We start from the raw sequence: 23,143 nt of genomic DNA, 5'->3' as shown, positions 1-23,143 counted from the left end.
GGTGATCATTGCCAGGACGCCGTCGGCATCATGACGTGCTGCCTGACGAGCTCGTACGACCTCAACCGGTCGGCCAGCGCGTAGATGGGCGTCACCAGCATGAGTTCGTCCGCACCCGTCAGGTCCACCAGGTCCGTCAGGTGCTTCGCCACGGTCTCGGGTGAGCCGTGTGCCTGTTGGGCACGGAAGGCCGTCAGCGCCTGCGCCTCTTCCGCGGTGAACGAGTGGGTCGCCGCCTCTTCGGGCGTGGGGAAGGGGATGTCGCCTCGCCCCTTGAGGAGTCCGGCCTTGACGACATCCATCGGACCGGCGAGCCGGGCCGCCTCCTCCTGCGTCTCGGCGCATACCGTTTCCACGCAGATCAGCACGCGCGGGCGCTCGCACCAACGGGAGGGGGAGAAACGCTCTCGGTAGTGGCTGAGCGCGGCCAGGGTGTTGTCAGGGCGAATGTGATGGGCGAAGGCGATCGGCAGTCCGAGTTCCGCAGCGAGCGCGGCACCGGCCGTGCTCGAGGACAGCAGCCATGGCTCCGGGAGCGGGCCGAGCGCGACCTCGTCCACCAAGAAACCCAGAGTCGATGACACATCGTCGCGGTACTCGACGTCCGTTGTCGGACCGGCCCCACGGCGCAGGGCCCGCGCCGTGGAATCGTCGAAGGTACCCGGCCCACGGCCCATGCCCAGGTCGATCCGGCCCGCGTGCAGTGCGGACAGCGTGCCGAACTGCTCCGCCAGCATGATCGGAGCGTGGTTGGGAGCGAGAACGCCCCCGGAGCCGAGCCGGATGGACGACGTCAACGCGGCCGCGTGGGCGGTCAGGACGACGGGCGGGAACGCTCCGATGGCCGGGGAATGGTGATGCTCGGCGTACCAGAGTCGCAGGTAGCCGAGGTCTTCGAGGCGCAGGGCGAACTCGGTGGTGTCTCGTAACGTGTCTGCGGCTCGGGCGCCCGCTTGGACCATGGCCACTTCGAGCGCGCTGAGCGGAACGGTGATCATCCGGTCAGTATAGGAATCGTCCACCAGTGCCAACCCCCGCTGCGCGCAAGGCGGACCGGCCGCTACGCGGGCCACGAACGCCGGGTCCGCCAGCGACTCGTCGTCCCCGCGGCCGATTGTCACGGCACACCCCTTGGCTGGACACCCTCCGTCGCCAACACTGAGCCGATGACGCAGCGCGTGGAGCTCGCAACCGTGATGGACCGCCTCGGCATCGACGAACTGATCACCGAATACGCGGTGGCCGTGGACGACGGCGACTGGGAGGCGTACCGAGGGCTGTTCACGGCGGACGGGCGCGCCGACTACCGCTCGGCCGGCGGGATCGAGGGCGACGCCCGGCAGGTCGCCGCGTGGCTCGCCGAGAACATGCGGCTGTTCCCGATGCGGCAGCACCTGATCGTGAACCGACGGGTGCGGTTCGGCGTACGGGAACAGGACATCGGCGACACGGCGCGGGTCCAGGCCGACTACGTCAATCCGATGCGCTTCGCCGGATCCGACGGCGGCCCGGACGGCGGCTCGGGCGAACCGGACTTCGTCTGCGGGGGCCGGTACGCGTTCGCGTTCGCGCGCACGTATGACGGCTGGCGGCTGCGCGAGGTGGTCGTCCAGGAGAAGTGGCGCCGCATGCAACCGGCGCGCGAGGGGAACGCGACCCCCTGAGCGCCCCCTCGCCACGCTCCGACGCCCCCTGTCGGAGATCGTCCCCGGCGAGCACACTGGAGGCACTCCCTGGGGAAGGAGATGCCGGATGAGGATGCCCGAGGACTGGCTGGGCTCCCGCTGGTGGCGCGGCGCGGCGGCCGTGCTGGCCGGTGCCCTGCCCATGCTCGCCTTCCCGGCACCGTCCTGGTGGTGGTTCGCGTACGTCGCCCTGGTCCCCTGGATCCTGCTCGCCCGCACCGCCCCGACCGGCGGACGCGCCGCGTACGACGGCTGGCTGGGCGGGCTCGGCTTCATGCTGGCCGTGCACCACTGGCTGCTGCCGAGCCTGCATGTGTTCACGGTCCTGATAGCCGCGCTGCTCGGCGCGCTGTGGGCGCCGTGGGGCTGGCTGGTGCGCCGCTTCCTGGCCGGGGTGCCCTCGCCGGGGCGGGTCGCGGCGGCGATGCTCGTCCTGCCGTCGGGCTGGCTCATGGTCGAACTCGTCCGTTCCTGGCAGGGGCTGGGCGGCCCCTGGGGGCTGCTCGGGTCCAGCCAGTGGCAGGTGGAACCCGCGCTGCGGCTGGCCTCGGTCGGCGGGGTGTGGCTGCTGAGCTTCCTGGTGGTGACGGTCAACATCGCGGTCGCGGTGCTCGTCTCGGTGCGCGCGTCCCGTATGCCTGCCCTCGCCGGACTGGTCGCCACGGCCGCCGCGACCTCGGCGGCCTGGGCGTGGTCACCGCGCCCCGACCATGACGGGGACATGCGGATCGCCATCGTCCAGCCGGGCGTGATCGACGGAACCGGCAGCGCTGACAGGCGGTTCGACCGCGAGGAGCAGCTGACCCGGGAACTCGCCGGGCAGAACGTCGACCTGGTGGTCTGGGGCGAGAGCAGCGTCGGCTTCGACCTCGCGGACCGTCCCGACCTGGCCCGGCGGATCGCCGGTCTCTCGGAGCGGGTCGGCGCGGACATCCTCGTCAACGTCGACGCCCGCCGCTCCGACCGGCCCGGCATCTACAAGAGTTCCGTGCTCGTCGGCCCGCACGGCCCGACCGGGGACCGCTACGACAAGATGCGGCTCGTGCCGTTCGGCGAGTACATACCGGCGCGCTCCCTGCTCGGCTGGGCCACCTCCGTCGGCAAGGCGGCCGGCGAGGACCGCAGGCGCGGCAGCGAGCAGGTGGTGATGAACGCCGGGCACGGGCTGCGCATCGGCCCGATGGTGTGCTTCGAGACCGCGTTCCCCGACATGAGCCGCCATCTCGCCGAGGACGGCGCCGAGGTGCTGCTCGCGCAGTCGTCGACCTCGACCTTCCAGCAGAGCTGGGCCCCGGAACAGCACGCCTCGCTCGCCGCGCTGCGGGCCGCGGAGACCGGCCGCCCGATGGTGCACGCGACACTCACCGGCGTCTCCGCCGTCTACGGCCCGAGCGGCGAGCGCGTCGGCTCCTGGCTCGGCACCGGGAAGAGCACGTCAGCGGTGTACGACGTGCCGTTGGCCCGCGGTGTCACTCCGTACGTCCGCTTCGGCGACTGGCCGGTGCACGCGGCGCTGCTGATCCTCGCGGCGCTGTGCACCGCTGAGGGCGTACGGGAGTTCCGGCTCAGGCGGACCGTTCCGTCACCGCGCGTACCACCCGCTCGCACAGTTCGTGAGTCGCCAGCGCGTCCCGGGCGCTGAGCACCTTGCCCGCGCGTACGGCGTCCAGGAAGACGAGGACCGCCTGCTCGATGCCGCGCTGCCGGGCCACCGGCACCCAGTCGCCGCGTCGCCGTACGGTCGGCTGCCCCTTGTGGTCGACGACCTCGGCGAGGTTGAGCACCTGGCGCTTGGTGTCCTGCCCGGAGACTTCGAGGATCTCCTCGGCGGAGCCGCTCAGCCGGTTCATGACGCCCAGCGCGGTGAAGCCCTCACCGGACAGCTGGAGCACCACGTGGTGCAGCAGACCGCCCCCGGTGCGGGCGCGTACCGTCACGTCGTCGACCGGCCCCGGCACCAGGAACCGCAGGGTGTCCACGACATGGATGAAGTCGTCGAGGATCATCGTGCGGGGCTCCTCGGGCAGCCCGACCCGGTTCTTCTGCATCAGGATCAGCTCACGCGGATGGTCGGCGCACTGGGCGTACCCGGGCGCGTAACGCCTGTTGAAGCCGACGGCCAGGCTGACGCCCCGCTCCTCGGCGAGCCGTACCAGCCGCTCCGAGTCGGCGAGTTCGTACGCGAGGGGCTTGTCGACGTACGTCGGTACGCCGGCCGCGAGGAGCCGCTCGACGATCTCGGGGTGCACGGCGGTGGGCGCATGCACGAAGGCGGCGTCGAGGTCCTGGGCCAGCAGCTCCGACAGGTCGGTGTGACGTTGCGCCGGTGGCAGACGGAGGCTGTCGGCCACCCGGGCGAGGGTGGCGGGAGTCCGTGTCTGGAGGTGCAGTTCGACTCCCGGCTGGACACCGAGCACCGGAAGGTACGCCTTCTGCGCGATGTCACCGAGTCCGATGCAGCCGACCTTCACGGGGGTTCTCCTAGGGATTGGCGACGCGTGGCTCGTCGGAAGCATACGGCCGTCGCGGTGGCCGTAAGTCGGTGGTGACGGCCGGTTCCGGTGCGGCAGGATTCGGGGCATGACGACACAGCGCACCGAACCCGCGACCGACGCCGACGAGCGATCCATGCTGGAGGGGTGGCTCGACTACCACCGCCGGACGCTTGAGGTGAAGTGCGAGGGGCTCGACGACGCTCAGCTCAGAACCGCCTCGGTGCCGCCCTCCGAACTCTCCCTGCTCGGCCTGGTGCGGCACATGGCGGAGGTGGAACGGGGCTGGTTCCGCAAGGTGTTGGCGAACGACGATCCTGGGCCGATCTACTACAGCGACGAGGACCGCGACGGCGAGTTCCACCTCACCGAGGCCGACACCTGGGCGGAGGCCTACGGCACCTGGCAGGCGGAGATCGGGATCGCCCGGCACAACGCGGCACGCTTCGGCCTGGACGACGTCTGCGAGGGCACGAGCAAGTTCACCGACAGCCCCATCAACCTGCGGTGGATCTACACCCACATGATCGAGGAGTACGCCCGTCACAACGGTCACGCCGACCTGATCAGGGAGCGCGTCGACGGCACGACCGGAGAGTGACGCCCTCGGTGCGTCACGCTCGTGCCGTGGCTCCGTCCGGACGAGGCGGAAGGATCACCCGTGCGGGGCAACCTCCGCCTGTCCGCTCCCCAAATCGGGCCGGACGCAGCAGAGTTGCGCGGGTGCATCGAACCACGACCACCGCGACGCTCCTGGTCACCGCGGCTGTCACCGTCCTCTCCGGCTGTGTGACCGTCCAGCGGCTGCCTGCCCCGGCTCCCTCGGTGGCACCGCCCCACCCGTCGGTGCCACGTCCGGACGGCAGCGGGGATCCCCAAGTCGTCCAGGCTCCGGCGCGGGAGGCACTGGAGCTCATCGAGCCCTCCCACCGCCCGTCGCCGACCGCCGCCGCGCCGCACCGGACGCCTCCTCCGGCGCGCGCCGCCGCACCGGTGACGGTTCCGCGCCGTCCGCACGCGGACCCGCCCGCGAAGCCGGCGCATCCCGAACCCCGGGACGCGGTACCGACGTCCGTGTCCAAGCTGGTCCCGAAGGACGGGGACGTGTGCGCGCTCGGGCGCAAGTACGGGGGATGGCAGCCGGACAGCCCTGAGGCGACCATCTGCAAAAACGCGTACGGGCGTTGAGACGGACCGTACGAGGCGGCCACCGGCCCCGGCAGGCGACGGCGCGCGGCGCGGCCGATGCGGCCGATGCGGCCGATGCGGCCTAGCGGCCTAGGTGCAGCGCGCCCGCACGTCCGCGGCAGGGGACCGGGTCACACCCGCCCGTCCCACCCCGCGTAGAACCTCCGCCGTCAACGGTCCGGACTCCGCCGCACACAGCCTGGCCGGCGCCACTTCGCCGCACCGCGGACCGGCCGCGTCACCTCGCGGACCGGCCGACGTCACTTCGCGGACCGGCCGGTGCCGTCGTGCCCCTGCCGGGCGCTGCCGCGTCCCGGGCCCCGTCGGTACTCTCCGTCCGTCCCCCGCCTGCCCTCCCCCACCCCGCCCCCTACGGCCGCTGTCTGGGCGGCCCCGGCCTCTCCCCTCCGGGGCCGTCGAACGGGCCCGGACCCCCGAACGGCCCGGCGCCGCCCGCGGGGTCCGATCCGCCGCCCGCCGGCCCGTCGCCGTCGAGCCTCAGCTCCAGGCGTCCGATCGCCGCCCGGACGCCGTCCCCGTAGCTGTCGTCGCCGAGCACGCCCACCGCGCCGCGGGCCCGGCGCAGATGACTGCGGGCGGCGTCGGAGCGACCGAGCTTCACATAGTCCGCGGCGAGATTGAGGTGCAGGGACGGGTAGAACGCACGCACCGCGAGCGCGTCCTCGTGCTCGTGCTCGGCGACGCGCTCGTCGGTGAGCTCCTCGGCCGCCGACAACGCCCGCAGATCCCAGGCGAGTTCATCCACCGGGTCGTCCTGTGTGTCCGCCAGGTAGTGGGCCAGGGTGCAGCGGTGGAGGGGGTCGCCGCCGTCGCCGATCTCCGCCCACAGGCCCAGGAAGCGGCCCCGGGCCTCCTCGCGGTCACCGGCGTGGTGCAACATCGCGACCTGCCCGATGCGGGTCATCATGGCGTCCGGCGCCACCTGCTCCTGTCGCTCCGCCACCACGTCCTCCAAGGTCGTCGCCCATCCCCCCACGACGCTAACCGCAGCCACTGACATTCACGGTCAGGCGGCTCCGTACGCCACTGGGCCAGGCCGGTGACGGCGGGGCCCCCGGGCCGGAGACCACAGAACCCGTCCGTCCTCTCTCCGCCACCCGCCGTTCGCCGTTCGCCGTTCGCCGTTCGCCGTCAGCCGAGGTTGGGAATCGTCCAGTCGATCGGGGTGTGCCCCTGCTCCGCGACCGCCTCGTTGATCTGCGTGAAGGGACGCGAACCGAAGAACTTCTTCGCGGACAGCGGAGAGGGATGCGCGCCCTTCACCACCACGTGCCGCTCCTCGTCGATGAGCGGCAGCTTCTTCTGCGCGTAGTTGCCCCACAGCACGAAGACCGCCGGGTCGGGCCGGTCCGCGACCGCGCGGATCACGGCGTCCGTGAACTTCTCCCAGCCCTTGCCCTTGTGCGAGTTCGCCTCGCCGGAGCGCACCGTCAGCACCGCGTTGAGCAGCAGCACACCCTGCTCGGCCCACGGCATCAGATAGCCGTTGTCCGGGATCGGGGTGCCCAGCTCCTCCTTCATCTCCTTGTAGATGTTGCGGAGCGAGGGCGGCGTCTTCACGCCCGGCCGGACGGAGAAGCACAGACCGTGCCCCTGGCCCTCGCCGTGATACGGGTCCTGGCCGAGGACCAGCACCTTCACCCGCTCGTACGGCGTCGCCGCGAGCGCGGCGAAGACCTCCTCACGCGGAGGGTAGACAGGACCCCTGGCGCGCTCCTCCTCGACGAACTCGGTGAGTTCCTTGAAGTAGGGCTGCTGCAGCTCGTCGCCCAGGACGCCGCGCCAGGACTCGGGCAGCATGGCGGTGTCGGTCACGTCAACTTCCTCCGATGTGCGGTCACTTCCTGAGGACAGAACCTACAGGCGACCACTGACAATCGGCCCCGCACCCCTTGCTACCAGCTGGTTTTCCGATACAGCTCCCACATCATCATGATCGTCGAGGGGTCCAGGGCCCGCTCGCCGCCCGAGATGTCCTCGCTCGCCGCGACGAACTGCTTGCCCTGCCACAGCGGCAGCAGCCGTGCGTCGTCGACGAGGATCTGCTGGGCCTGCTCGAACTCCTTCACCACGGCCCCGCGGTCGCTCTGCCGCCGCGACTGGGGCAGCAGCACGCCGGTGATCTCCCGCGTCGGGTAGGGCGTACCGAGGGCGTTCTGCTCACCGACGAAGGGCGCGATGAAGTTCTCGGCGTCCGGGAAGTCGGGGAACCAGCCGCGCCCGAACGCGGGGTACTCGCCCTTGCGGTAGCCCGCTTCGAACGTCTTCCAGGGGCGGCCCTCGATCTTGACGCTGAAGAGCCCGGAGTCGTTGAGCTGGCTCTTGAGCTCCTCGAACTCGGGTGCGGTCTCGGATCCGTAGCGGTCGGTCGTGTACCAGAGGGTGAGCGGGACGCGCTGAGAGATGCCCGCCTCCAGAAGGATCTTGCGGGCCTTGGACGAACTGGGTTCGCCGAAGTCGTCGAAGAAGCCCGTGGTGTGCCCCGTCAGCCCCTTGGGAACCATGGAGTACAGCGGGTCGACGGTGTCCTTGTAGACCTTGTGCGCGATCGCCGCGCGATCGACGATCTGCGCGACGGCCTTGCGGACCGCGGCCTTGCCGGCCCACGGGTCCTTCGGGTTGAACACCAGGTAGCTGATCTCGGTGCCCGCGCCCTCGACGAGCTGGAGGTCCTCCTCGGACTGCTTGCTCTGCAGGGAGACGATGTCGGAGGCGGCCAGTCCACGGTAGGTGGCGTCGATCTTCTTGTCCCTGAGGGCTTTGACCATGGCGGCGGAGTTCTGGAAGTACCGGATGGTGACCGCGTCGTTCTTGCGCTCGGCGAAGCCCTTGTAGTGATCGTTCTTGACGAGTTCGGCCTGTTTGCCGTCCTCGTACGAGCGCAGGCTGTAGGGACCGGACCCGAAGACCTTGCCGTCCTTGCGCAGGGAGCGGGCCGGGTAGTCGTCGGGGTCGACGATCGACATGGCGGGGGTGGCCAGCACGAACGGGAAGGTGGCGTCGGGCTTGTTGAGATGGAAGACGATCTCGCGGTCGCCTCGCGTCGAGATCCGGTCGAGGCTGCCCAGCAGGCCGGCGGGGCCACCGGACAGGTCGATCCTCCTGATCCGGTCGATGGAGTACTTCACGGCCCGCGCGTCGAGCGTGTCCCCGTCGGAGAACTTCATGCCGGTGCGCAGCACACAGCGGTACGCGAGATTCGAGCTGTTGGTGAACCCGCAGCTCTCCGCGGCGTCGGGCTCGGGCGCGGCCGCACCGGAGGGGTAGCTCAGCAGGGTCTGGTAGATGTTGCGGAACAGCTCCCAGGAACCGTCCCAGGAAGCGGCCGGATCCAGTGTGCTGGGCGCGCTGGTGGTGCCCACGACAATCGGTCCCTCGTCGTCGGCGGAGCCGGAGCCGAGGACACCGCAGCCGGCCACCAGGGATATGGACGTGACCGCCGCCACCTGACGCAGGGCTCTGTACCGGTTGGACACGCGCTCGCTCCTCGATCTGCCGTACCAAGGTCGGCAGACCATACCGCAGTGCCCCGCGACTGAACCATGTTCCGGCAGGGCTGTTGATCAGCGCGTATATGACGACGTTGTCATCCGTCAGAGCGTCTCTCTCACGTCGACACGAGCGCCCATTCTGTCCAGGGGCGCCCGTGCCGCCGCGAGGTTCGGTCAGCCGACCCCGGCGTTCAGGAAGATGCCGCCGTCGACCACGAGCGTCTGGCCCGTGATCCAGTCGGACTGCGCCGAGGTCAGGAACGCGGCGGCGCCACCGATGTCGGAGGGCACCCCGAGCCGGCCGAGCGGGTAGGACGCGGCGGCCTCCGCCTCCCGGCCCTCGTACAGGGCCTGCGCGAACTTGGTCTTGACGACGGCGGGCGCGATCGCGTTGACCCGCACCTTGGGCGCGAACTCGTGCGCCAGCTGGAGGGTCAGGTTGATCATCGCGGCCTTGCTGATGCCGTACGCGCCGATGAACGGCGAGGCGGAGACGCCGGCGACGGAGGCGATGTTGACGATCGCGCCGCCGTTCTCGCCCTGCCAGGCCTTCCAGGTCTGCTGGGCGAAGCCGAGGGCCGAGACGACGTTGGTCTCGAACACCTTGCGCGCCACATTGAGGTCGAGATCGGCGATCGGCCCGAACACCGGGTTCGTACCAGCGTTGTTGACCAGGTAGTCGACGCGGCCGAAGGCCTCCATGGTGCGCTCGACGGCGGCGGCCTGGTGGGCCTCGTCGTGGGCCTTGCCGGCGACGCCGATGACGCGCTCGGCACCGAGCGCCTCGACGGCCTCCTTGAGGGCGTCCTCGTTGCGGCCGGTGATGCAGACGCGGTCACCGCGGGCGACCAGGGCCTCCGCGACGCCGTAGCCGATGCCGCGGCTCGCGCCCGTGATGAGCGCGACCTTGCCGGAAAGTTCGGGAAGTGCAGTCATGTCCGTGTCCCCCGGCCCTAGTTGAGCGGTCCGCCGGCGACGTACATCACCTGGCCGGAGACGAACCCGGCCTCCTCGCCCGTGAAGAAGGCGATGGCGTTGGCGATGTCCGCCGGCTGGCCCACACGCTGCACCGGGATCTGGGTGGCGGCCGCGGCCTGGAACTCCTCGAAGCCCATGCCGACGCGGGCGGCGGTGGCGGCGGTCATGTCGGTGACGATGAAGCCGGGCGCGACGGCGTTCGCGGTGACGCCGAACTTGCCGAGCTCGATGGCGAGGGTCTTGGTGAGGCCCTGGAGACCGGCCTTGGCGGTGGAGTAGTTGGCCTGGCCGCGGTTGCCCAGCGCGGAGGAGGAGGACAGGTTGACGATCCGGCCGAACTTCGCGTCCACCATGTGCTTCTGACAGGCCTTGGCCATCAGGAAGGCGCCGCGCAGATGCACGTTCATGACCGTGTCCCAGTCGGACGCGCTCATCTTGAACAGCAGGTTGTCGCGGAGCACGCCCGCGTTGTTCACCAGGATCGTCGGCGCCCCGAGCTCCTCGGCGATCCGCGCGACCGCGGCCTCGACCTGGGCCTCGTCGGACACGTCACAGCCGACCGCGATGGCCTTGCCACCGGCGGCGGTGATCTTCTCCACGGTGTCCTTGCACGCGGCCTCGTCGAGGTCGATCACCGCGACGGCGCGGCCCTCGGCGGCCAGTCGTACGGCAGTGGCGGCGCCGATGCCGCGCGCGGCACCGGTGACGACCGCGACGCGCTGCTCAGTGGTGGACATTGCTGGTTCTCCTCGCCTTTGAAAAGCCCTGAAAAGCCTGCGGCTCACACGGTACGCCCTCAGGTGAGCGACCGCTTAGTACCTTCAGTACACGTGACGCTAGAAGTCCTGGCACTCGGTGTCAACGGCACACCGCGCGTGTGTGATCGATTACCTCACCAGCAGGCCGAGCAGCCGCTCCGCCTCGGCTTCCGGATCCGTGGTGAGTCCCGTGTGCACGGGACCCGGCCGCACCACCGTCGAGCGGGGAGCGATCAGCCAGCGAAAACGCCGTCCGGCGTCGTCCTGCGCGGCCTGACCTGCGGCTTCTCCACCCGTGCAGACCCCCTCCACGGCCCGCAGCGCGGCCCGTACACCCGCCACGTCCGCCTCCGGGTCGAGGGCCAGCAACTTGGTCTCGTCCAGATACGTCCGGGCGGCCACGAAGGACTTGGCGCGGCAGTACACCAGAACGCCCGCGTTGAAGCACTCACCGCGCTCCGCTCGCGGTACGACCCGCAGCAGCGCGTACTCGAAGACGTCCCGCTCGGTCACTGTGCCCCCTTGATGCGCTCGTGGATGACGGCGGCGCGCGCGAGCAGCGGCTCCGCGTAGGCCCGCCGGAGCTCGTCCGGCGACTCGAAGCCGGGCTCGTCCGTCAGCCACTCGTCGGGGATCTCGGCGGTCACCTCGGCCAGCAGTTCCTCGGTGACCCGGGGCGCGAGCTCGGCGGCGGCGCCCGCGACGTCCGGCCCGAAGGGTGCGAGGGCGTGGTCGGAGGCGTCGTACGGCTTCGCGGCCGAGGCCTGTGCGCCGGGCCAGTTGTGGTGCCAGATCATCGTGGCGCCGTGGTCGATGAGCCACAGTTCGCCCTGCCGCACGAGCAGGTTGGGGTTGCGCCAGGAGCGGTCCACGTTGTTGACCAGCGCGTCGAACCAGACGACCCGGCCGGCCTCCTCGCGGCTCACCCCGAAGGCGAGGGAGTCGAAGCCGAGCGCGCGTGAGAGGAAGTCCATTCCGAGGTTCAGGCCACCGCTCGACTTGAGCAGCTCCTGCACCTCCTGGTCCGGCTCACCGAGCCCCAGCACCGGGTCGAGGGCGATCGTCACCAGGCCGGGCACCCGCAGACCGAGCCGGCGCGCGAGTCCGCCGCAGACGACCTCCGCGACGAGCGTCTTGCGGCCCTGTCCGGCGCCGGTGAACTTCATGACGTACGTACCGAGATCGTCGGCCTCGACGAGCCCCGGCAGCGAGCCGCCCTCACGCAGCGGCGCGATGTAGCGCGTCGCGATGACTTCCTTGAGCATCGCCCCAGGCTACTGGGGTGTTGACGGGCGGTGGACGCGGCCCGTGGGCCCTTGTGTCCGCCTGATCCCGATCAGGTCGATGCCGACTCCGTCTGAACAGCCGACACCCGAGCACCGTACCTCTGGGCGGATCTACGAAACATCCGTGGAAGGGAACGTCAGCATGACCAGCGAATCGCTTCACCCCGTCTCGGCACCGGCTCGCCGCACGGTCGTAGCGGCGGTCGGCGCGGCGGGACTCGCCGTCGCGCTGACCGCCTGCGGGGGTTCGGACGACAAGTCGTCCGGCTCCTCCGATGTGCAGGACAACAGCAGTGCGAGCGGCGGCGGTACGGCCGGCGGCGACAGCGCGGCGGCCGGCTCGGACGGCACCGTGCTGGCCAAGACCGCCGACATTCCCGAGGGCGGCGGCAAGGTCTTCGCGGACCAGGGCGTCGTCGTGACCCAGCCGACCGCGGGCACGTACAAGGCCTTCTCGTCCAAGTGCACCCACCAGGGGTGTGCGGTGAAGGGCATCGCCGACGGCGTCATCACCTGTCCCTGCCACAACAGCCAGTTCTCCGCCACCGACGGCAGCGTGAAGAAGGGGCCGGCGACGCAGGCCCTGGCCGCGGCCAAGATCACCGTCGACGGGGACTCGATCAAGCTCGCGTGACCGGGGCCCGCCCGGAACCAGGATGGGACCGGTGACCGCCCGGAGCAAGGACGGGACCGGTGACCGCCCTGAGCCGGGGATCAGGGCCGCCCCGCCCTGCGCGGACGCGTGACGCAGGCCAGCACCTCGTCCGTGGTCGCGATGGTGGCGACCAGGGCGAGGGTGTTGCGGATCATCACGGGGGTGTAGTCGGAGGGCACTCCCGCGATGGCATCGGCGGGCACGACGGCCGTGTAGCCCCGGTTGACGGCGTCGAACACGGTGTTCGGGATGGCCACGTTGGCGGAGACTCCGGTGACGATCAGTGTGCGGCAGCCGAGATTGCGCAGCAGCGCGTCGACGTCGGTGCCCGTGATCGGCGACAGGCCGTGCAGTCGCCGTACGACGAGGTCCTGCTCCGCCACCTCGATCGGGGCCGCGACGCGTACCGCCGTGGTCCCCGACAACTGCTGCACGGGCAGCCGCTCGGCGGCGCGGAAAAGACGGGCGTTACGGCCGGCACCCCGGCCGTCCGGGCGCCGCTCGGCGATCGCGTGGATCACCTGGAGCCCGCTCTCGTGCGCGGCCGCCACCAGCCTGGCCACGTTGGCGAGCGCTCCCGACGAGCGCGCCTCCTTGGCGAGTTCGGGCAGCGCGCTGTCCGGGCCGACGACGCCCTGCTGGCACTCGACGGTGAGCAGCACGGTGGTCGCGGGGTCGAGGAGTTCGCTGAGCTGTTCGTACGACGCCACGGTGTCCCCTTGTCGTCGAAGCCGGAGCGGGCGAGAGTAACGAGCATTGCGTGGGGACGGAAGACGGCGCATGCTTTTCTGACGGAGTGTCAGAAAATCTCTGATGACACATAAGAAGAGGGGACCTCATGGCCGTCACTCAGCGCAGGGGTCGGAAGATCATGATGACGCCCGGCGAGCTGGACGAGTTCCTCACGACCCAGCGCACCTGCCGCGTGGCCACCGTCGCGAAGGACGGCGCCCCGCATGTGAGCACCCTCTGGTTCGTCTGGGACAGCACGTCGCTGTGGCTGTACTCGGTGGTGCGCAGCAAGCGCTGGACGGAGCTGCGCCGGGACCCGCGGATCGCCGTGGTGATCGACACCGGCGAGGAGTACGGGGAGCTGCGGGGCGTGGAGCTGTCCGGCACGGTGGAATTCGTGGGCGAGGTTCCCCGCACCGGGGAACTGTGTGCCGAACTCGACGCCCCGGAGACCTTGTTCGCGCGCAAGAACTTCGGCCTGGAGGAGATGCCGCACGACGGCCGCCACGCCTGGGCCCGGCTGACACCGACGGCGATCGCCTCGTGGGACTTCCGCAAGCTGGGGCCGATGTAGGGGGCGGTCGGCGGGCGGAGGTTGCCCCGGTCGCCGCGGCCGCGTTCGCTCCGTCGGCGCCCGGGACGTGTCCCGTCGCCCTGGCCGGGCTCGGGCTCGGGCAAAGCAAGCGAGGCCGCCCGGCGCACGCGCCGCAACCCATGCGCTCAGCCGATGGCCTCGCCGGCCGCCCGCAGCGCCCCCACCGCCGCCCGGATCGACGGGCGGCGGTCGGCGTCCGCCCGCCAGACGACGTACACATGCCGCCGCACACGCTGCCGCACCGGCACGGTGACGACTCCGGCGGGCATCGGATGGCGCCCCAGCAGCGGCACGATGCACACCCCCAGCCCCGCGGCGACCAGCCCGAGCTGGGTATGGGTCTCCGCCGCGCGGTGGCCGACGCACGGCTCCACGCCCTTGGAGCGCAGCGTGAACATCAGCCACTCATGACAGAACTCGCCCTCGCCCCAGGTGATCCACTCGTCGTCGGCGAACTCGCCGAGGTCCACCTCCGCCCTGCCGGCCAGCCGGTGGTCCGCCGGCAGGGCGACGTCGGCGGGGTCGTCGAGGATCGCCGCCTTGACCAGGCCGTCGGGCAACGGCATCGGCTTGTTGTACCAGTCGAGCACCACCGCGAGGTCGAGATCACCGCGCACCACTCCGGCGACCCCGGCCTCGGGCTCCAGCTCGCTGGAGCGCACGCGCAGCGCCGGGTGCTCGGCGCGCAGGGCGGCGAGTGCGGTCGGGAACAGCCCGCGCGCGGCCGTCGGGAACGCGGACAGGCGCAGCTCCCCCACCACCTGACCGCGCTGCGCCTCCAGGTCGGACTGGGCCAGCTCGACCTGCGACAGGATGCGCGCGGCATGGTCGGCGAGCAGCCGCCCCGCGTCGGTGAGACGCACCCCGCGTCCGTTCCTCGCGAGGAGTCGCTGTCCGACCTCGCGCTCCAGCTTCGACATCTGCTGGGACACGGCCGATGTCGTGACGTGCAGCCCCTCGGCGGCACCGCTGACGGAGCCATGGCGGGCGAGGGCGTCGAGCGTGCGCAGGCGCTCCAGGTTCAACATGTAAGCAATGCTACGAGATATCGGATGAGAAATCTCGATTGTGCTACGAGATTGTTCTGCCGCATCGTTGTCTCCATGAGCACCGTCGCCACTTCTCGACCCGTCACCCCGACCGGGTCCACGCCCCGCCGCCGCACCGCCCTCGACTGGCGGATCCGCTTCGGTGTCCTCTCCCTGATCTGGGGCTTCAGCTTCCTGCTCATCAAGGTCGGCACGGCGGGGTACGCACCGTTCCACGTCACGCTCGGGCGGCTGGTGTTCGGGACCGCGGTGCTCGCTGTGGCGATGGCCGTGAAGCGGGAGCGTCTGCCGCGCGGCGCGCGCACCTGGGGGCATCTGGCGGTCGCGGCGTTCTTCCTCAACGCCCTGCCGTTCTCGCTCTTCGCCTACTCGGAGCTGACGATTCCGTCGACGCTCGCGGGTATCTGCAACGCGACCTCACCTCTGTGGGGCATGGCCCTCTCCCTGGTCGCCCTCTCCGAGGACCGGCCGACCCGGCGCAGGGTGGCCGGTCTGGGCATCGGCTTCCTGGGCGTGCTGACGGTGCTCGGCGCCTGGCAGGGCTTCCACGGCCTGGACGCGACGGGCACGGCCATGGCCCTGCTCGCTTCCCTCAGCTACCCGATCGGCTGGATCTACGTCCGCCGCACCCTGGCCGGCTCCAGCCACTCGCACCTGTCGATGACCGGCGCCCAGTTGCTCCTGGCCACCGCGCAACTCGCCTTCGTCACCCCGCTGTTCACCACCCTGCCGAGCCACTTCCCGGTCGTCCCGCTGCTCGCCATAGCCGCCCTGGGCGCCCTCGGCACCGGGCTCGCCGTCCTCCTCCAGTACGGCCTGGTCGCCGAGGTCGGTCCGACCACGGCCCAGATGGTCACGTACTTCATCCCGGTCATCGCCACCGCGGCGGGCGTCGCCATCCTCGGCGAGTCGCTCACCTGGTCGACCCCGGTCGGCGCGGCGATCGTTCTGGCGGGTGCGGCGCTCACTCAGGCCAGGGCGCGGCGCTGACTCACACGTACCGGCGCGCGGGCGCGGGGCGGACGGCGGAGGCGACGGCGTCCGCCAACGGCCCGACGTCGTCGGGGGTGAGGGTGGAGACGGTGATCCGGATGCCCGGCGGCGCGCTCATCCGGAAACGGGACCCGGGCGCGACGGCCCACCCGGCGTGCAGCAGCCGCGCCACCGCCCCGGTCTCGTCCGGGACGGGCACCCACACGTTCAGCCCGCTGCGCCCGGACGCCTCCACGCCCCGCTCCGCAAGGGCGCCGATGAGCGCGTCCCGGCGCCGCCCGTACGCCGCCGACACGGCCGGTACGTCCACCGCGTCGCTCACCCACAGCCGCACGACGGCCCGCTGCACCAGCCGGCTCACCCACCCGGGGCCGAGCCGCTGCCGCCCGTGCACGCGGTCGACCGTGACCGGGTCCCCGGCGAGGACGGCGAGCCGCAGGTCGGGCCCGTAGGCCTTGGCCACGGAGCGGACGAAGGCCCAGTGCCGGGTCGTACCGCTCAGGGGATGCAGGGGCAGGTCGACGATCGCGTGGCCGTGGTCGTCCTCGATGAGCAGCGTCTGGGGGTGCTGGGCGAGCACCGCGCGCAGGGCACGCGCGCGTGGGGCGCTCACCGCGCCGCCCGTGGGGTTCTGCGCCCGGTCGGTGACGACGAGGGCGCGCGCGCCGGCCTCCAGGGCGCTTCGCACGTCGTCGGGGAGCGGTCCTTCGCCGTCGACCCGAACCGGGACGGTGCGCAGCCCGAGCGCCGGCACGAGGTCGAGCAGGCTGCCCCAGCCGGGGTCCTCGACGGCGACCGCGTCCCCCGGCTTCAGATGGGCCGCCAGGACACGCTCGATGGCGTCGAGCGACCCGGAGGTGACGACGAGGGGCCCGTCCGGCACACCGTCGGCGTCCAGGGCCGCGCGCGCCAGCCGTGCCAGCTCCGGTTCGACGGCGTCCTCTCCGTACATCACCGGCGCCCGGTCCGCCTCCCCGGCGGCCCCCGCGAACGCCTCGGCGAGGCCCGGAAGCAGTGCCGGGTCCGGGTTGCCGTCGGCGACGTCCCGTACGCCGGCCGGCACCTCGACCCGGATGTCCTCGCGTCCCGTCGTGGCCGGCTTGGGGCGCACACGACTGCCCCGGCGGCCGGAGGTCTCGATGACTCCGCGCTCGCGCAGGGTCCGGTAGGCGGCCGCGACGGTATTGGGATTCACCCCGAGGTCGAGCGCCAACTCCCGCATCGGCGGGAGCAGTTGACCCGGCTCCAGCTCCCCCGAGCCCACCGCGCGCTCGACACTGGCGGCAATCTCCGCCGCACGACGCCCTTCGATCCGATACTCTCCTAGCACAAAGCAGATTATGCACTAATACAATGGAGAGCGCAATGCCGGAGACGAGCACCCAGCCAGGGACGACGCAGCCCGCTGCCTACACCCCGACCGACCGCACCGTCCCCACCCGTTCCCGTGAGCGTGCCGCGTACGACCACGAGCTGGTGCACGCGATCCTCGACGAGGGATACGTCTGCCACCTCGGCTTCGTCCGCGACGGCGCCCCGGTGGTACTGCCCACGCTGTACGGGCGGGTCGGCAGGCGCCTCTACGTCCACGGTTCGACCGGCTCACGCCCCTTGCGGATGACCGGTCAGGCCGATCCGGGACTCCCGGTGTGCCTGACCGTCACCCACGTCGACGGTCTGGTGCTGGCCCGGTCCGCCTTCCACCACTCGCTCAACTACCGTTCGGTGGTGGTGCACGGCATCGCCCACCAGGTGACCGACCCCGATGAGAAGCGGGAGGCCCTGGACGCCCTGGTCGACCACGTCGTACCCGGCCGCTCGTACGACTCCCGGCCGGCCAACGCCAAGGAACTGGCCGCGACCGCCGTGATCAGCCTCGACCTGGACGAGGTCTCCGCCAAGCTCCGCACCGGCGGCCCCAACGACGAGCCCGAGGACCTGACGCTCCCCCACTGGACCGGCGTCCTGCCGCTGACCCGGGGCTACGGCGCCCCGGTCCCGGCCGCCGACCTGGCACCCGGGATCGAACTGCCCGACTATCTCGCGGCTCTGTGATGGCGCGTACGACGCCGGGCGGGTCGGCGAGGCACTCGCCCCGCCGATCCGCCCGGACCCGCTGCGGGCCGCCGTCCGAGCGTCCCCGGACGTGCTGCTGAGGGCCGTCGACGACCGGGCGCCCGGCGGGCTCCGCCGGGCGCGCTTCCATGCGGCCGTCCTGCACCGCGCACGTCGGGCGGACGTCGTGGACCACGTGGACGTCGAGGACGTCGAGGACGACCCGGCCTAGCCCGCCGCCGGGTAAGGCCGGGTGCGGGCCCGGCCTTACCCGCACGCGGCACCCGACACCCGGCACCCCGCACCCCGCACCCCGCACCCCGCACCCCGCACCCCGCACCCGAGATACCGGCCCCCGGCCCCCGTAGTTGCCCGCACCCGATGCCCCGGATCAGACGAGCGTCGGCTCCCCCTGCGGAACGCCCGCCGCCGCGGCCCGTGTCTCCGCCGCCGCAAGCCCCGCGACGGAACCGAGCATCAGCAGCGTGCCCACCAGCGTTGCCGCCGTCAGGCGCTCACCGAGCAGGCCCACGGCCAGGACCGCCGCGCTCACCGGCTCGAGGAGCATGATCACCGACACGGTGGCCGACCGGACCACGGCCGCACCCGCGAAGTACAGGGCGTACGCGAGGGCCGTGGGGACGGCGGCGATGTACACCAGCAGGCCCAGGACGTGGACCGGTTCAGCCGTGTACGGCAGCAGCCCTTCGGCCAGGGCCGCCGGCAACAGACAGAGCGTGGTCACCGCGAACGCCCCCACCGTCGTGGCGGACGCGTCGGCCCTGCCGTCGCGCCCCCACCACCGGGTGAGCAGGGTCATCGCGGAGTACCCGGCCGCGGAGACGACCGCGAGCAGCACGCCCCAGGGACGCACCGTCGCGCCCCCACTGCCGAGCACCAGGACGGCCAGCCCGGCGAGCGCTCCGGCGACGGCGGTGATCCCGCCCCGCCCGAGCCGCTCCCCCAGGGTCAACCGCGCCCCGAGCGCGATGATCACGGGCCCGGCGCCCAGCGTGACGACGGTGGCCACCGCCAGGCCGGTCGCCTCGACGGCGGCGAAGTACGCGGTCTGGAAGACGGCGAGCCCGAGGCCCGTGGCGCCGATCCGCAGCGCCTTGCGCGCCGGTGACTCACGCGGCTCGGTCGGCTCGCACCGGCCCAGCGGCCGGAGCGCGGCCCGCCGGCCCCGCGAGCGCAGCAGCCGGGCACCGAGCAGCAGGACGAGCCCGCCGGCGCAGCGCCAGAACGACAGGGCGACCGGCCCCATGTCGCCGGCGCGGTAGACGAGCGACGCGGCCGCGCCCGCGGTGCCCCAGGCGGCACCGGCGACGGTCAGATAGAGCAGGCCTCGCCCGATGGGCAGGCCGGAAACAGCATTCGACACGTGTTCTCTCCGCAGGTCAGCAGAAGTTCAGGAAGGGACCACGTCGCCGCCGGTGTGCACGCGTCACGGAGATACGCGCGCGGGTCACCGGCTCACGGAAAGGTCCTCGGACTTCTTCTGCGGGCAGCACCGCTCGGCCCGGTCATGCGCCGGGCGTTCGGGAAGGCCCGCCTCAGGCGGCCGGAGGCGGAAGAACGAGCGTCAAAGGCATGATCGTCACCCTATGCGGCGGTGCCACGGGCCGACAACTGCCTTTCGGCCCCGCCCCCACCGGTGACGGGCCCGTCCGACGGTTTCGCGGGCGCCGACGACTGCGCGATGAACGCGCCCACCAGCACCACCGCGCCGCCGATGATCTGCGGCGCCGACAGGTGCTCGCCGAGCAGCACCCAGGCGAGCACGGTCGCGATGACCGCTTCGAGACAAGCCACCACGCCCGCGACCTGCGGGGAGAGCCGGCGCACGGAGAGCACTCCGGTCACGTACGCGACAACGGTTGCGATCAGCACGATCCAGCCGAGGAGCAGTGCGGCGGGGACCGAGTCCCCGTTCATGTCCGCGCGGCCCCCGAGCACCGACCAGTCCATGGTCCAGGGCCGCGCCACGACGGTGAGCACGAGGGCGCCTATGAGCAGGCCGAACGCGATGACGCCCAGCGGGTCGGGGGCGTCCTCCCCCGTCTCGCTGCCCTGGTCGGACAGAACGAAGTAGCCGACCTGGCAGCAGGCGGCGGCGAGCGCGAGCAGCAGCCCGAGGGCGTCGAAGCCGAGCCCCGACCACACCTCGACGACGCAGGCGAGGCCGCCGACCGCGAGGACGACTCCGAGAGCCGCGGCACGTGTCACCGGCCGCCGCTGGACGAACCTGACCCAGCCCAGGACCAGCGCGGGGGCGAGATATTCGACGAGCAGGGCGACCCCGACGGGGATCCGCGAGATCGCGGCGAAGTAGCAGGCCTGGACACCGGCCACGGCGAGCAGCCCGAACCCGATGAGCAGCGCGGGCCGCCGGCGCAGCAGGGCGCGGTGGCGTACGGCGAGCGGCAGCATCACCAGGGCGGCGCCCGAGACGCGCAGCCACACCACGTGAAGCGGGTCGAGCCCTGCCTCGATCAGCGGCTTGGCCGCGACACCTGATCCACCGAAGGCGACCGCCGACGCCAGGGCAAGCCCCAGGCCGACGCCTTTTCCACGATTGCCCTGACTGGCCTGAGACGTACGCACCGGCACATGATGCCAGGCGATGACATGAGCGTCACCCCAAATGACACCTGTCTCAGCGACTGGACGTGACGACAGGGCCGAGGGACCCCGGCCGGGCTCGGCCAAAGGCGCCGGGACGGGTCTCAGGGCGCGACCTCGCCACCCCCGACCAGGTCCTCGAACTCGAGCCACGCCTCGATGCGCGTCAGCAGCACACGGACGTCGACTCCCGCCCGCCCGAGCACCTCCACGGCCCGGGACTCGGGGTCCGCGGCGATCGCGGCCAGCAGATCCACACCGCGCGCCCGGTCCTCGCCGCGGCGCGCCGCCCGCTCATGGGCGGCCCCCATGGCGCCGGCCGCCACCGGCGACCAGCCCTCCGGCTCCCCCACGGTCGGCCCGGCGGCGGAGTCCTCGACGCGGCTCCGCCAGCGCAGCCCGTAGCCGATGCTGCGCTGCACGAGATAGCCGAGCAGCCGGGCGACCTGCGGGCCGCCGTCGAAGACGGCATGCACCTGGGGGTCCGTCTCGAGGAGCGTGTGCAGCAGATGGGCCGTGTCGACCTGCCGGTCCCCGTCCCGCACCGCCCGTCTGCGCGCACCGGCCACCGCCGAGGCCAGCTCTGCGGTGAGCCCGGCGTCGAGTTCGGCGCGGCGCGAGCCGGATTCGGCGGCCGGCTGTCGGGGAGTACGGGATGGCACATCCCCCACCTCATCAGCCTCGTCCACGGAGGTCATCCCCGCCGGGAACCATTCCCGCGTCCGGCGCAGGTTGGGGAGGCGTACACGGCCCCTCCTCCTTACGAATGACATCGCGCCGTTTCCCCGATGGGATGCGCGCCGCCTTGCCTCACGCCGCAGGCACCCCCGGCGCTCCGGCGGTGAGCGACACGGCACGGCGGTGCCGCGGCGGGTCGGCCGGGAGCGCCAGAGCGCCCTCTCTCCACATTTTCTGACGGTTCATCAGTATTGAATGTTGCAGGCGCTGCGGCTACGTTCCGCGACACCGTGGCTGCGCCGGGCGCAGCACCCGACACGAAGGGGTGGTCGCATGGCCGAAGTCAGCGCGGAAGCGCGCATCGAGGCGCCCGCCGAGAAGGTCTGGGCCCAGCTCACCGACTGGTCCGCGTACGGCGAGTGGAACGCGACCCACACCGGTTTCCCGAAGGGCGGCCCCGAGACCCTGGAGGTGGGCGGGACCTTCGCGGAGAACATGAAGCTCATGGGCTTCCCGGCCGAGGTCGACTGGACCATCGACCAACTGGAGCCCGTCCGCGTCCTCGCCATCAGCGGCAAGGGCCCGATGGCGGTGAACGTCGCCACGCGCTACACGCTCACCCCGGACGGGGACGCGACGACGTTGCGCATCGACGGCGAGTTCACCGGTGCCGCCGTGTCCATCATGGCGGGCAAGCTGAAGGACTCGGCGACGGCCGCCCTCAACGAGTCGCTGCGCAAGCTGAGCGCACTGGTGGCCTGACACCAGCAGCCGTAGACGGACAGGCGCCCCGCGGAAAAGCTTCCGCGAGGCGCCGGCGCGAACCACAGCATGCCGTCAGCCCTCGTCGGCGAGGATCAGATACAGCTTCTTGCGGGCTTCGTTGATGACCGTCAGCGCCTTGTCGCGCTGCTCCTTGCTGCCGGTCTTCCAGACCTGGCCGAACGCCTCCATGAGACCGAAGCCGGCCTGCCGGATCTCGCTCAGCGCCTCCCAGTCGACCCCGCGCGAGGCCTCTTCCCAAGGCGCCTCGGGACCCTCGGCGGCTGCCGCGCGACCCGACTCGGTGAGCGAGAACAGCTTCTTGCCGCCCTCGGACTCGTTGGCGATCAGCCCCTCGTCCTCCAGCAGCTGAAGGGTGGGGTAGACCGAACCCGGGCTGGGCTTCCATGCCCCGCCGCTGCGCTCGGCGATCTCCTGGATCATCTCGTAGCCGTGCATGGGACGGTCCTTGAGCAGGGCCAGGATCGACGCGCGTACGTCGCCGCGCCGCGCCCTGCCCCGCGGTCCGCCCCGGCCGCGCCCGCCCCAGGGGCCCGGCCCGAAGCCCGGTCCGCCGAAGCCGGGCCCACCGGGACCCCCCGGCCCGAAGGGCCCGAAGGCCCCGCGCCGCCCCTCGAAGCCGCCCCGACCCCGAGGGCCGGGGCCGCCGTGGTGTCCATGTCCGTGTTCGTATCCGAAGTCTTCTCCACGGGAACGCATCGCCATCACTCCATTCCATCGTTGATCGGTCGCGATGCCTCAACGATATATCGGAACAGCTCGCATGACAAGGCTCTTCTTTCCGGGCCGGTAGCGGGACGGCGACGACCGCCTGTCAGCCCTCGCGGAGGCACACACCGCCCTGGCTCGGGCCACGTCCGAACTACCGCCCGCCGGAGTGCGCGCACACCGTACGAAGTTCACCGAAGCCGCGTGCCCCCGCGTCTCGGCGCCTTGGATCGTGTCCGGCGAACCGGCAGGAGTGCCGTCGACGTGCCGCCGAGCCCCAGGAGCCGCCCGCGGTCGCCGGCGGTGTCACGGGAAAGGCTTCTGAGGCCGGGAGAGACTCCTGTTCCGGTCCAGCTCACCCCGATTGGCCT

The 23,143-nt window shown here is 71.7% G+C and carries 26 protein-coding genes; 10 read left to right on the top strand and 16 right to left on the bottom strand.

The features are described from left to right. Window positions 1-5: 5 nt before the first annotated feature. On the bottom strand, window positions 6-998 hold the full coding sequence (locus SAVERM_RS36060) for an LLM class flavin-dependent oxidoreductase (RefSeq protein WP_037647006.1): 993 nt from the start codon (window positions 996-998) through the stop codon (window positions 6-8). Between the two features lie 168 nt (window positions 999-1,166). Between SAVERM_RS36060 and SAVERM_RS36055 the strand changes: the two genes are divergently transcribed. Continuing rightward, the gene (locus tag SAVERM_RS36055; protein WP_037647005.1) at window positions 1,167-1,664 is read left to right on the top strand and encodes a nuclear transport factor 2 family protein; all 498 of its coding nucleotides are present in this window, start codon (window positions 1,167-1,169) and stop codon (window positions 1,662-1,664) included. A gap of 88 nt (window positions 1,665-1,752) precedes the next feature. Further along, entirely contained in the window at window positions 1,753-3,327 is a 1,575-nt protein-coding gene (lnt, locus tag SAVERM_RS36050) for an apolipoprotein N-acyltransferase (RefSeq protein WP_010988411.1), read from the top strand. On the opposite strand, the gene SAVERM_RS36045 is transcribed toward lnt, so the two are convergent. Next, window positions 3,251-4,156: a Gfo/Idh/MocA family protein gene (locus SAVERM_RS36045; RefSeq protein WP_010988410.1), complete on the bottom strand. Its 906-nt coding sequence runs from the start codon at window positions 4,154-4,156 to the stop codon at window positions 3,251-3,253. The genes lnt and SAVERM_RS36045 overlap by 77 nt on opposite strands. 109 nt (window positions 4,157-4,265) lie before the next feature. On the opposite strand from SAVERM_RS36045, the gene SAVERM_RS36040 reads away from it, so the two are divergent. Further along, the gene (locus SAVERM_RS36040) at window positions 4,266-4,778 is read left to right on the top strand and encodes a DinB family protein (protein WP_010988409.1); all 513 of its coding nucleotides are present in this window, start codon (window positions 4,266-4,268) and stop codon (window positions 4,776-4,778) included. Between the two features lie 122 nt (window positions 4,779-4,900). Then, window positions 4,901-5,365 carry a hypothetical protein gene (locus SAVERM_RS36035; RefSeq protein WP_010988408.1) on the top strand — a complete coding sequence of 155 codons (465 nt, stop codon included), beginning with the start codon at window positions 4,901-4,903 and terminating at the stop codon, window positions 5,363-5,365. A 370-nt stretch (window positions 5,366-5,735) separates the two neighbouring features. On the opposite strand, the gene SAVERM_RS36030 is transcribed toward SAVERM_RS36035, so the two are convergent. The 7 genes from SAVERM_RS36030 to SAVERM_RS36000 all read right to left on the bottom strand — a co-directional run bounded on the left by SAVERM_RS36030 (window position 5,736) and on the right by SAVERM_RS36000 (window position 11,878). Further along, window positions 5,736-6,329 carry a tetratricopeptide repeat protein gene (locus tag SAVERM_RS36030; RefSeq protein WP_078234937.1) on the bottom strand — a complete coding sequence of 198 codons (594 nt, stop codon included), beginning with the start codon at window positions 6,327-6,329 and terminating at the stop codon, window positions 5,736-5,738. A gap of 188 nt (window positions 6,330-6,517) precedes the next feature. After that, entirely contained in the window at window positions 6,518-7,201 is a 684-nt protein-coding gene (locus tag SAVERM_RS36025; protein WP_010988406.1) for a uracil-DNA glycosylase, read from the bottom strand. A gap of 80 nt (window positions 7,202-7,281) precedes the next feature. Continuing rightward, a complete protein-coding gene (locus SAVERM_RS36020; protein WP_010988405.1) occupies window positions 7,282-8,904 on the bottom strand; it encodes an ABC transporter substrate-binding protein in 1,623 nt (540 codons plus the stop codon). 147 nt (window positions 8,905-9,051) lie between these two features. Then, window positions 9,052-9,813: an SDR family oxidoreductase gene (locus SAVERM_RS36015; protein WP_010988404.1), complete on the bottom strand. Its 762-nt coding sequence runs from the start codon at window positions 9,811-9,813 to the stop codon at window positions 9,052-9,054. 17 nt (window positions 9,814-9,830) lie between these two features. Beyond that, window positions 9,831-10,592 carry a 3-oxoacyl-ACP reductase FabG gene (gene fabG / locus SAVERM_RS36010; protein WP_010988403.1) on the bottom strand — a complete coding sequence of 254 codons (762 nt, stop codon included), beginning with the start codon at window positions 10,590-10,592 and terminating at the stop codon, window positions 9,831-9,833. A 150-nt stretch (window positions 10,593-10,742) separates the two neighbouring features. Next, window positions 10,743-11,126: a DUF3037 domain-containing protein gene (locus tag SAVERM_RS36005; protein ID WP_010988402.1), complete on the bottom strand. Its 384-nt coding sequence runs from the start codon at window positions 11,124-11,126 to the stop codon at window positions 10,743-10,745. Then, entirely contained in the window at window positions 11,123-11,878 is a 756-nt protein-coding gene (locus tag SAVERM_RS36000) for a HipA family kinase (protein ID WP_010988401.1), read from the bottom strand. Before SAVERM_RS36000 ends, SAVERM_RS36005 begins: the two co-directional genes overlap by 4 nt. A 163-nt stretch (window positions 11,879-12,041) precedes the next feature. On the opposite strand from SAVERM_RS36000, the gene SAVERM_RS35995 reads away from it, so the two are divergent. Then, window positions 12,042-12,533, top strand: coding sequence for a Rieske (2Fe-2S) protein (locus SAVERM_RS35995; protein ID WP_010988400.1), 492 nt, complete (start codon window positions 12,042-12,044; stop codon window positions 12,531-12,533). Between the two features lie 80 nt (window positions 12,534-12,613). Here SAVERM_RS35995 and SAVERM_RS35990 read toward each other — a convergent pair whose 3' ends face one another. Beyond that, complete coding sequence (locus SAVERM_RS35990; RefSeq protein ID WP_037647003.1) at window positions 12,614-13,264, bottom strand: cysteine hydrolase family protein; 651 nt, start codon at window positions 13,262-13,264, stop codon at window positions 12,614-12,616. A 128-nt stretch (window positions 13,265-13,392) separates the two neighbouring features. Here SAVERM_RS35990 and SAVERM_RS35985 point away from each other — a divergent pair, with 128 nt between their 5' ends. Further along, window positions 13,393-13,860: a pyridoxamine 5'-phosphate oxidase family protein gene (locus tag SAVERM_RS35985; RefSeq protein ID WP_010988398.1), complete on the top strand. Its 468-nt coding sequence runs from the start codon at window positions 13,393-13,395 to the stop codon at window positions 13,858-13,860. 146 nt (window positions 13,861-14,006) lie between these two features. Here the strand turns inward: SAVERM_RS35985 and SAVERM_RS35980 are convergent, their stop codons facing one another. Continuing rightward, complete coding sequence (locus tag SAVERM_RS35980; RefSeq protein ID WP_037647002.1) at window positions 14,007-14,909, bottom strand: LysR family transcriptional regulator; 903 nt, start codon at window positions 14,907-14,909, stop codon at window positions 14,007-14,009. A gap of 75 nt (window positions 14,910-14,984) precedes the next feature. On the opposite strand from SAVERM_RS35980, the gene SAVERM_RS35975 reads away from it, so the two are divergent. Beyond that, complete coding sequence (locus SAVERM_RS35975; RefSeq protein ID WP_010988396.1) at window positions 14,985-15,920, top strand: DMT family transporter; 936 nt, start codon at window positions 14,985-14,987, stop codon at window positions 15,918-15,920. A 1-nt stretch (window position 15,921) separates the two neighbouring features. Here SAVERM_RS35975 and SAVERM_RS35970 read toward each other — a convergent pair whose 3' ends face one another. Continuing rightward, window positions 15,922-17,253, bottom strand: a complete 1,332-nt coding sequence (locus tag SAVERM_RS35970) for an aminotransferase class I/II-fold pyridoxal phosphate-dependent enzyme (RefSeq protein ID WP_010988395.1) — start codon at window positions 17,251-17,253, stop codon at window positions 15,922-15,924. A gap of 35 nt (window positions 17,254-17,288) precedes the next feature. Here SAVERM_RS35970 and SAVERM_RS35965 point away from each other — a divergent pair, with 35 nt between their 5' ends. Together SAVERM_RS35965 and SAVERM_RS42855 are read left to right on the top strand one after the other, a co-directional pair. Then, window positions 17,289-17,978 carry a pyridoxamine 5'-phosphate oxidase family protein gene (locus tag SAVERM_RS35965; RefSeq protein ID WP_037647001.1) on the top strand — a complete coding sequence of 230 codons (690 nt, stop codon included), beginning with the start codon at window positions 17,289-17,291 and terminating at the stop codon, window positions 17,976-17,978. Between the two features lie 91 nt (window positions 17,979-18,069). Then, entirely contained in the window at window positions 18,070-18,210 is a 141-nt protein-coding gene (locus SAVERM_RS42855; RefSeq protein ID WP_154696742.1) for a hypothetical protein, read from the top strand. Between the two features lie 159 nt (window positions 18,211-18,369). Here the strand turns inward: SAVERM_RS42855 and SAVERM_RS35960 are convergent, their stop codons facing one another. The 3 genes from SAVERM_RS35960 to SAVERM_RS35950 all read right to left on the bottom strand — a co-directional run bounded on the left by SAVERM_RS35960 (window position 18,370) and on the right by SAVERM_RS35950 (window position 21,265). Continuing rightward, entirely contained in the window at window positions 18,370-19,362 is a 993-nt protein-coding gene (locus SAVERM_RS35960) for a DMT family transporter (RefSeq protein WP_010988393.1), read from the bottom strand. A 221-nt stretch (window positions 19,363-19,583) separates the two neighbouring features. Continuing rightward, a complete protein-coding gene (locus SAVERM_RS35955; RefSeq protein ID WP_010988392.1) occupies window positions 19,584-20,591 on the bottom strand; it encodes an EamA family transporter in 1,008 nt (335 codons plus the stop codon). A gap of 116 nt (window positions 20,592-20,707) precedes the next feature. Next, window positions 20,708-21,265 (bottom strand): Clp protease N-terminal domain-containing protein, encoded by a 558-nt coding sequence (locus SAVERM_RS35950; protein ID WP_037647136.1) that lies wholly within the window; start codon window positions 21,263-21,265, stop codon window positions 20,708-20,710. 349 nt (window positions 21,266-21,614) lie between these two features. Between SAVERM_RS35950 and SAVERM_RS35945 the strand changes: the two genes are divergently transcribed. After that, a complete protein-coding gene (locus tag SAVERM_RS35945; RefSeq protein ID WP_037647000.1) occupies window positions 21,615-22,043 on the top strand; it encodes a type II toxin-antitoxin system Rv0910 family toxin in 429 nt (142 codons plus the stop codon). Window positions 22,044-22,118: 75 nt separating this feature from the next. On the opposite strand, the gene SAVERM_RS40690 is transcribed toward SAVERM_RS35945, so the two are convergent. Continuing rightward, window positions 22,119-22,763 carry a PadR family transcriptional regulator gene (locus tag SAVERM_RS40690; RefSeq protein WP_078234942.1) on the bottom strand — a complete coding sequence of 215 codons (645 nt, stop codon included), beginning with the start codon at window positions 22,761-22,763 and terminating at the stop codon, window positions 22,119-22,121. Window positions 22,764-23,143 lie beyond the last annotated feature (380 nt).

The organism is Streptomyces avermitilis MA-4680 = NBRC 14893, from assembly GCF_000009765.2.
Taxonomy (GTDB): Bacteria; Actinomycetota; Actinomycetes; order Streptomycetales; family Streptomycetaceae; genus Streptomyces; species Streptomyces avermitilis.
This window is presented reverse-complemented; position numbering and strand designations above follow the sequence as displayed.

What these genes read in the sequence shown, in the direction of transcription:
- SAVERM_RS36060 (WP_037647006.1), bottom strand. Translation starts at nt 998, where the DNA reads ATGATCACCGTTCCGCTCAGCGCGCTCGAAGTGGCCATGGTCCAAGCG.
- SAVERM_RS36055 (WP_037647005.1), top strand. Translation starts at nt 1,167, where the DNA reads ATGACGCAGCGCGTGGAGCTCGCAACCGTGATGGACCGCCTCGGCATC.
- lnt (WP_010988411.1), top strand. Translation starts at nt 1,753, where the DNA reads ATGAGGATGCCCGAGGACTGGCTGGGCTCCCGCTGGTGGCGCGGCGCG.
- SAVERM_RS36040 (WP_010988409.1), top strand. Translation starts at nt 4,266, where the DNA reads ATGACGACACAGCGCACCGAACCCGCGACCGACGCCGACGAGCGATCC.
- SAVERM_RS36020 (WP_010988405.1), bottom strand. Translation starts at nt 8,904, where the DNA reads ATGGTCTGCCGACCTTGGTACGGCAGATCGAGGAGCGAGCGCGTGTCC.
- SAVERM_RS36015 (WP_010988404.1), bottom strand. Translation starts at nt 9,813, where the DNA reads ATGACTGCACTTCCCGAACTTTCCGGCAAGGTCGCGCTCATCACGGGC.
- fabG (WP_010988403.1), bottom strand. Translation starts at nt 10,592, where the DNA reads ATGTCCACCACTGAGCAGCGCGTCGCGGTCGTCACCGGTGCCGCGCGC.
- SAVERM_RS36000 (WP_010988401.1), bottom strand. Translation starts at nt 11,878, where the DNA reads ATGCTCAAGGAAGTCATCGCGACGCGCTACATCGCGCCGCTGCGTGAG.
- SAVERM_RS35995 (WP_010988400.1), top strand. Translation starts at nt 12,042, where the DNA reads ATGACCAGCGAATCGCTTCACCCCGTCTCGGCACCGGCTCGCCGCACG.
- SAVERM_RS35985 (WP_010988398.1), top strand. Translation starts at nt 13,393, where the DNA reads ATGGCCGTCACTCAGCGCAGGGGTCGGAAGATCATGATGACGCCCGGC.
- SAVERM_RS35980 (WP_037647002.1), bottom strand. Translation starts at nt 14,909, where the DNA reads ATGTTGAACCTGGAGCGCCTGCGCACGCTCGACGCCCTCGCCCGCCAT.
- SAVERM_RS35975 (WP_010988396.1), top strand. Translation starts at nt 14,985, where the DNA reads ATGAGCACCGTCGCCACTTCTCGACCCGTCACCCCGACCGGGTCCACG.
- SAVERM_RS35965 (WP_037647001.1), top strand. Translation starts at nt 17,289, where the DNA reads ATGCCGGAGACGAGCACCCAGCCAGGGACGACGCAGCCCGCTGCCTAC.
- SAVERM_RS35945 (WP_037647000.1), top strand. Translation starts at nt 21,615, where the DNA reads ATGGCCGAAGTCAGCGCGGAAGCGCGCATCGAGGCGCCCGCCGAGAAG.
- SAVERM_RS40690 (WP_078234942.1), bottom strand. Translation starts at nt 22,763, where the DNA reads ATGCGTTCCCGTGGAGAAGACTTCGGATACGAACACGGACATGGACAC.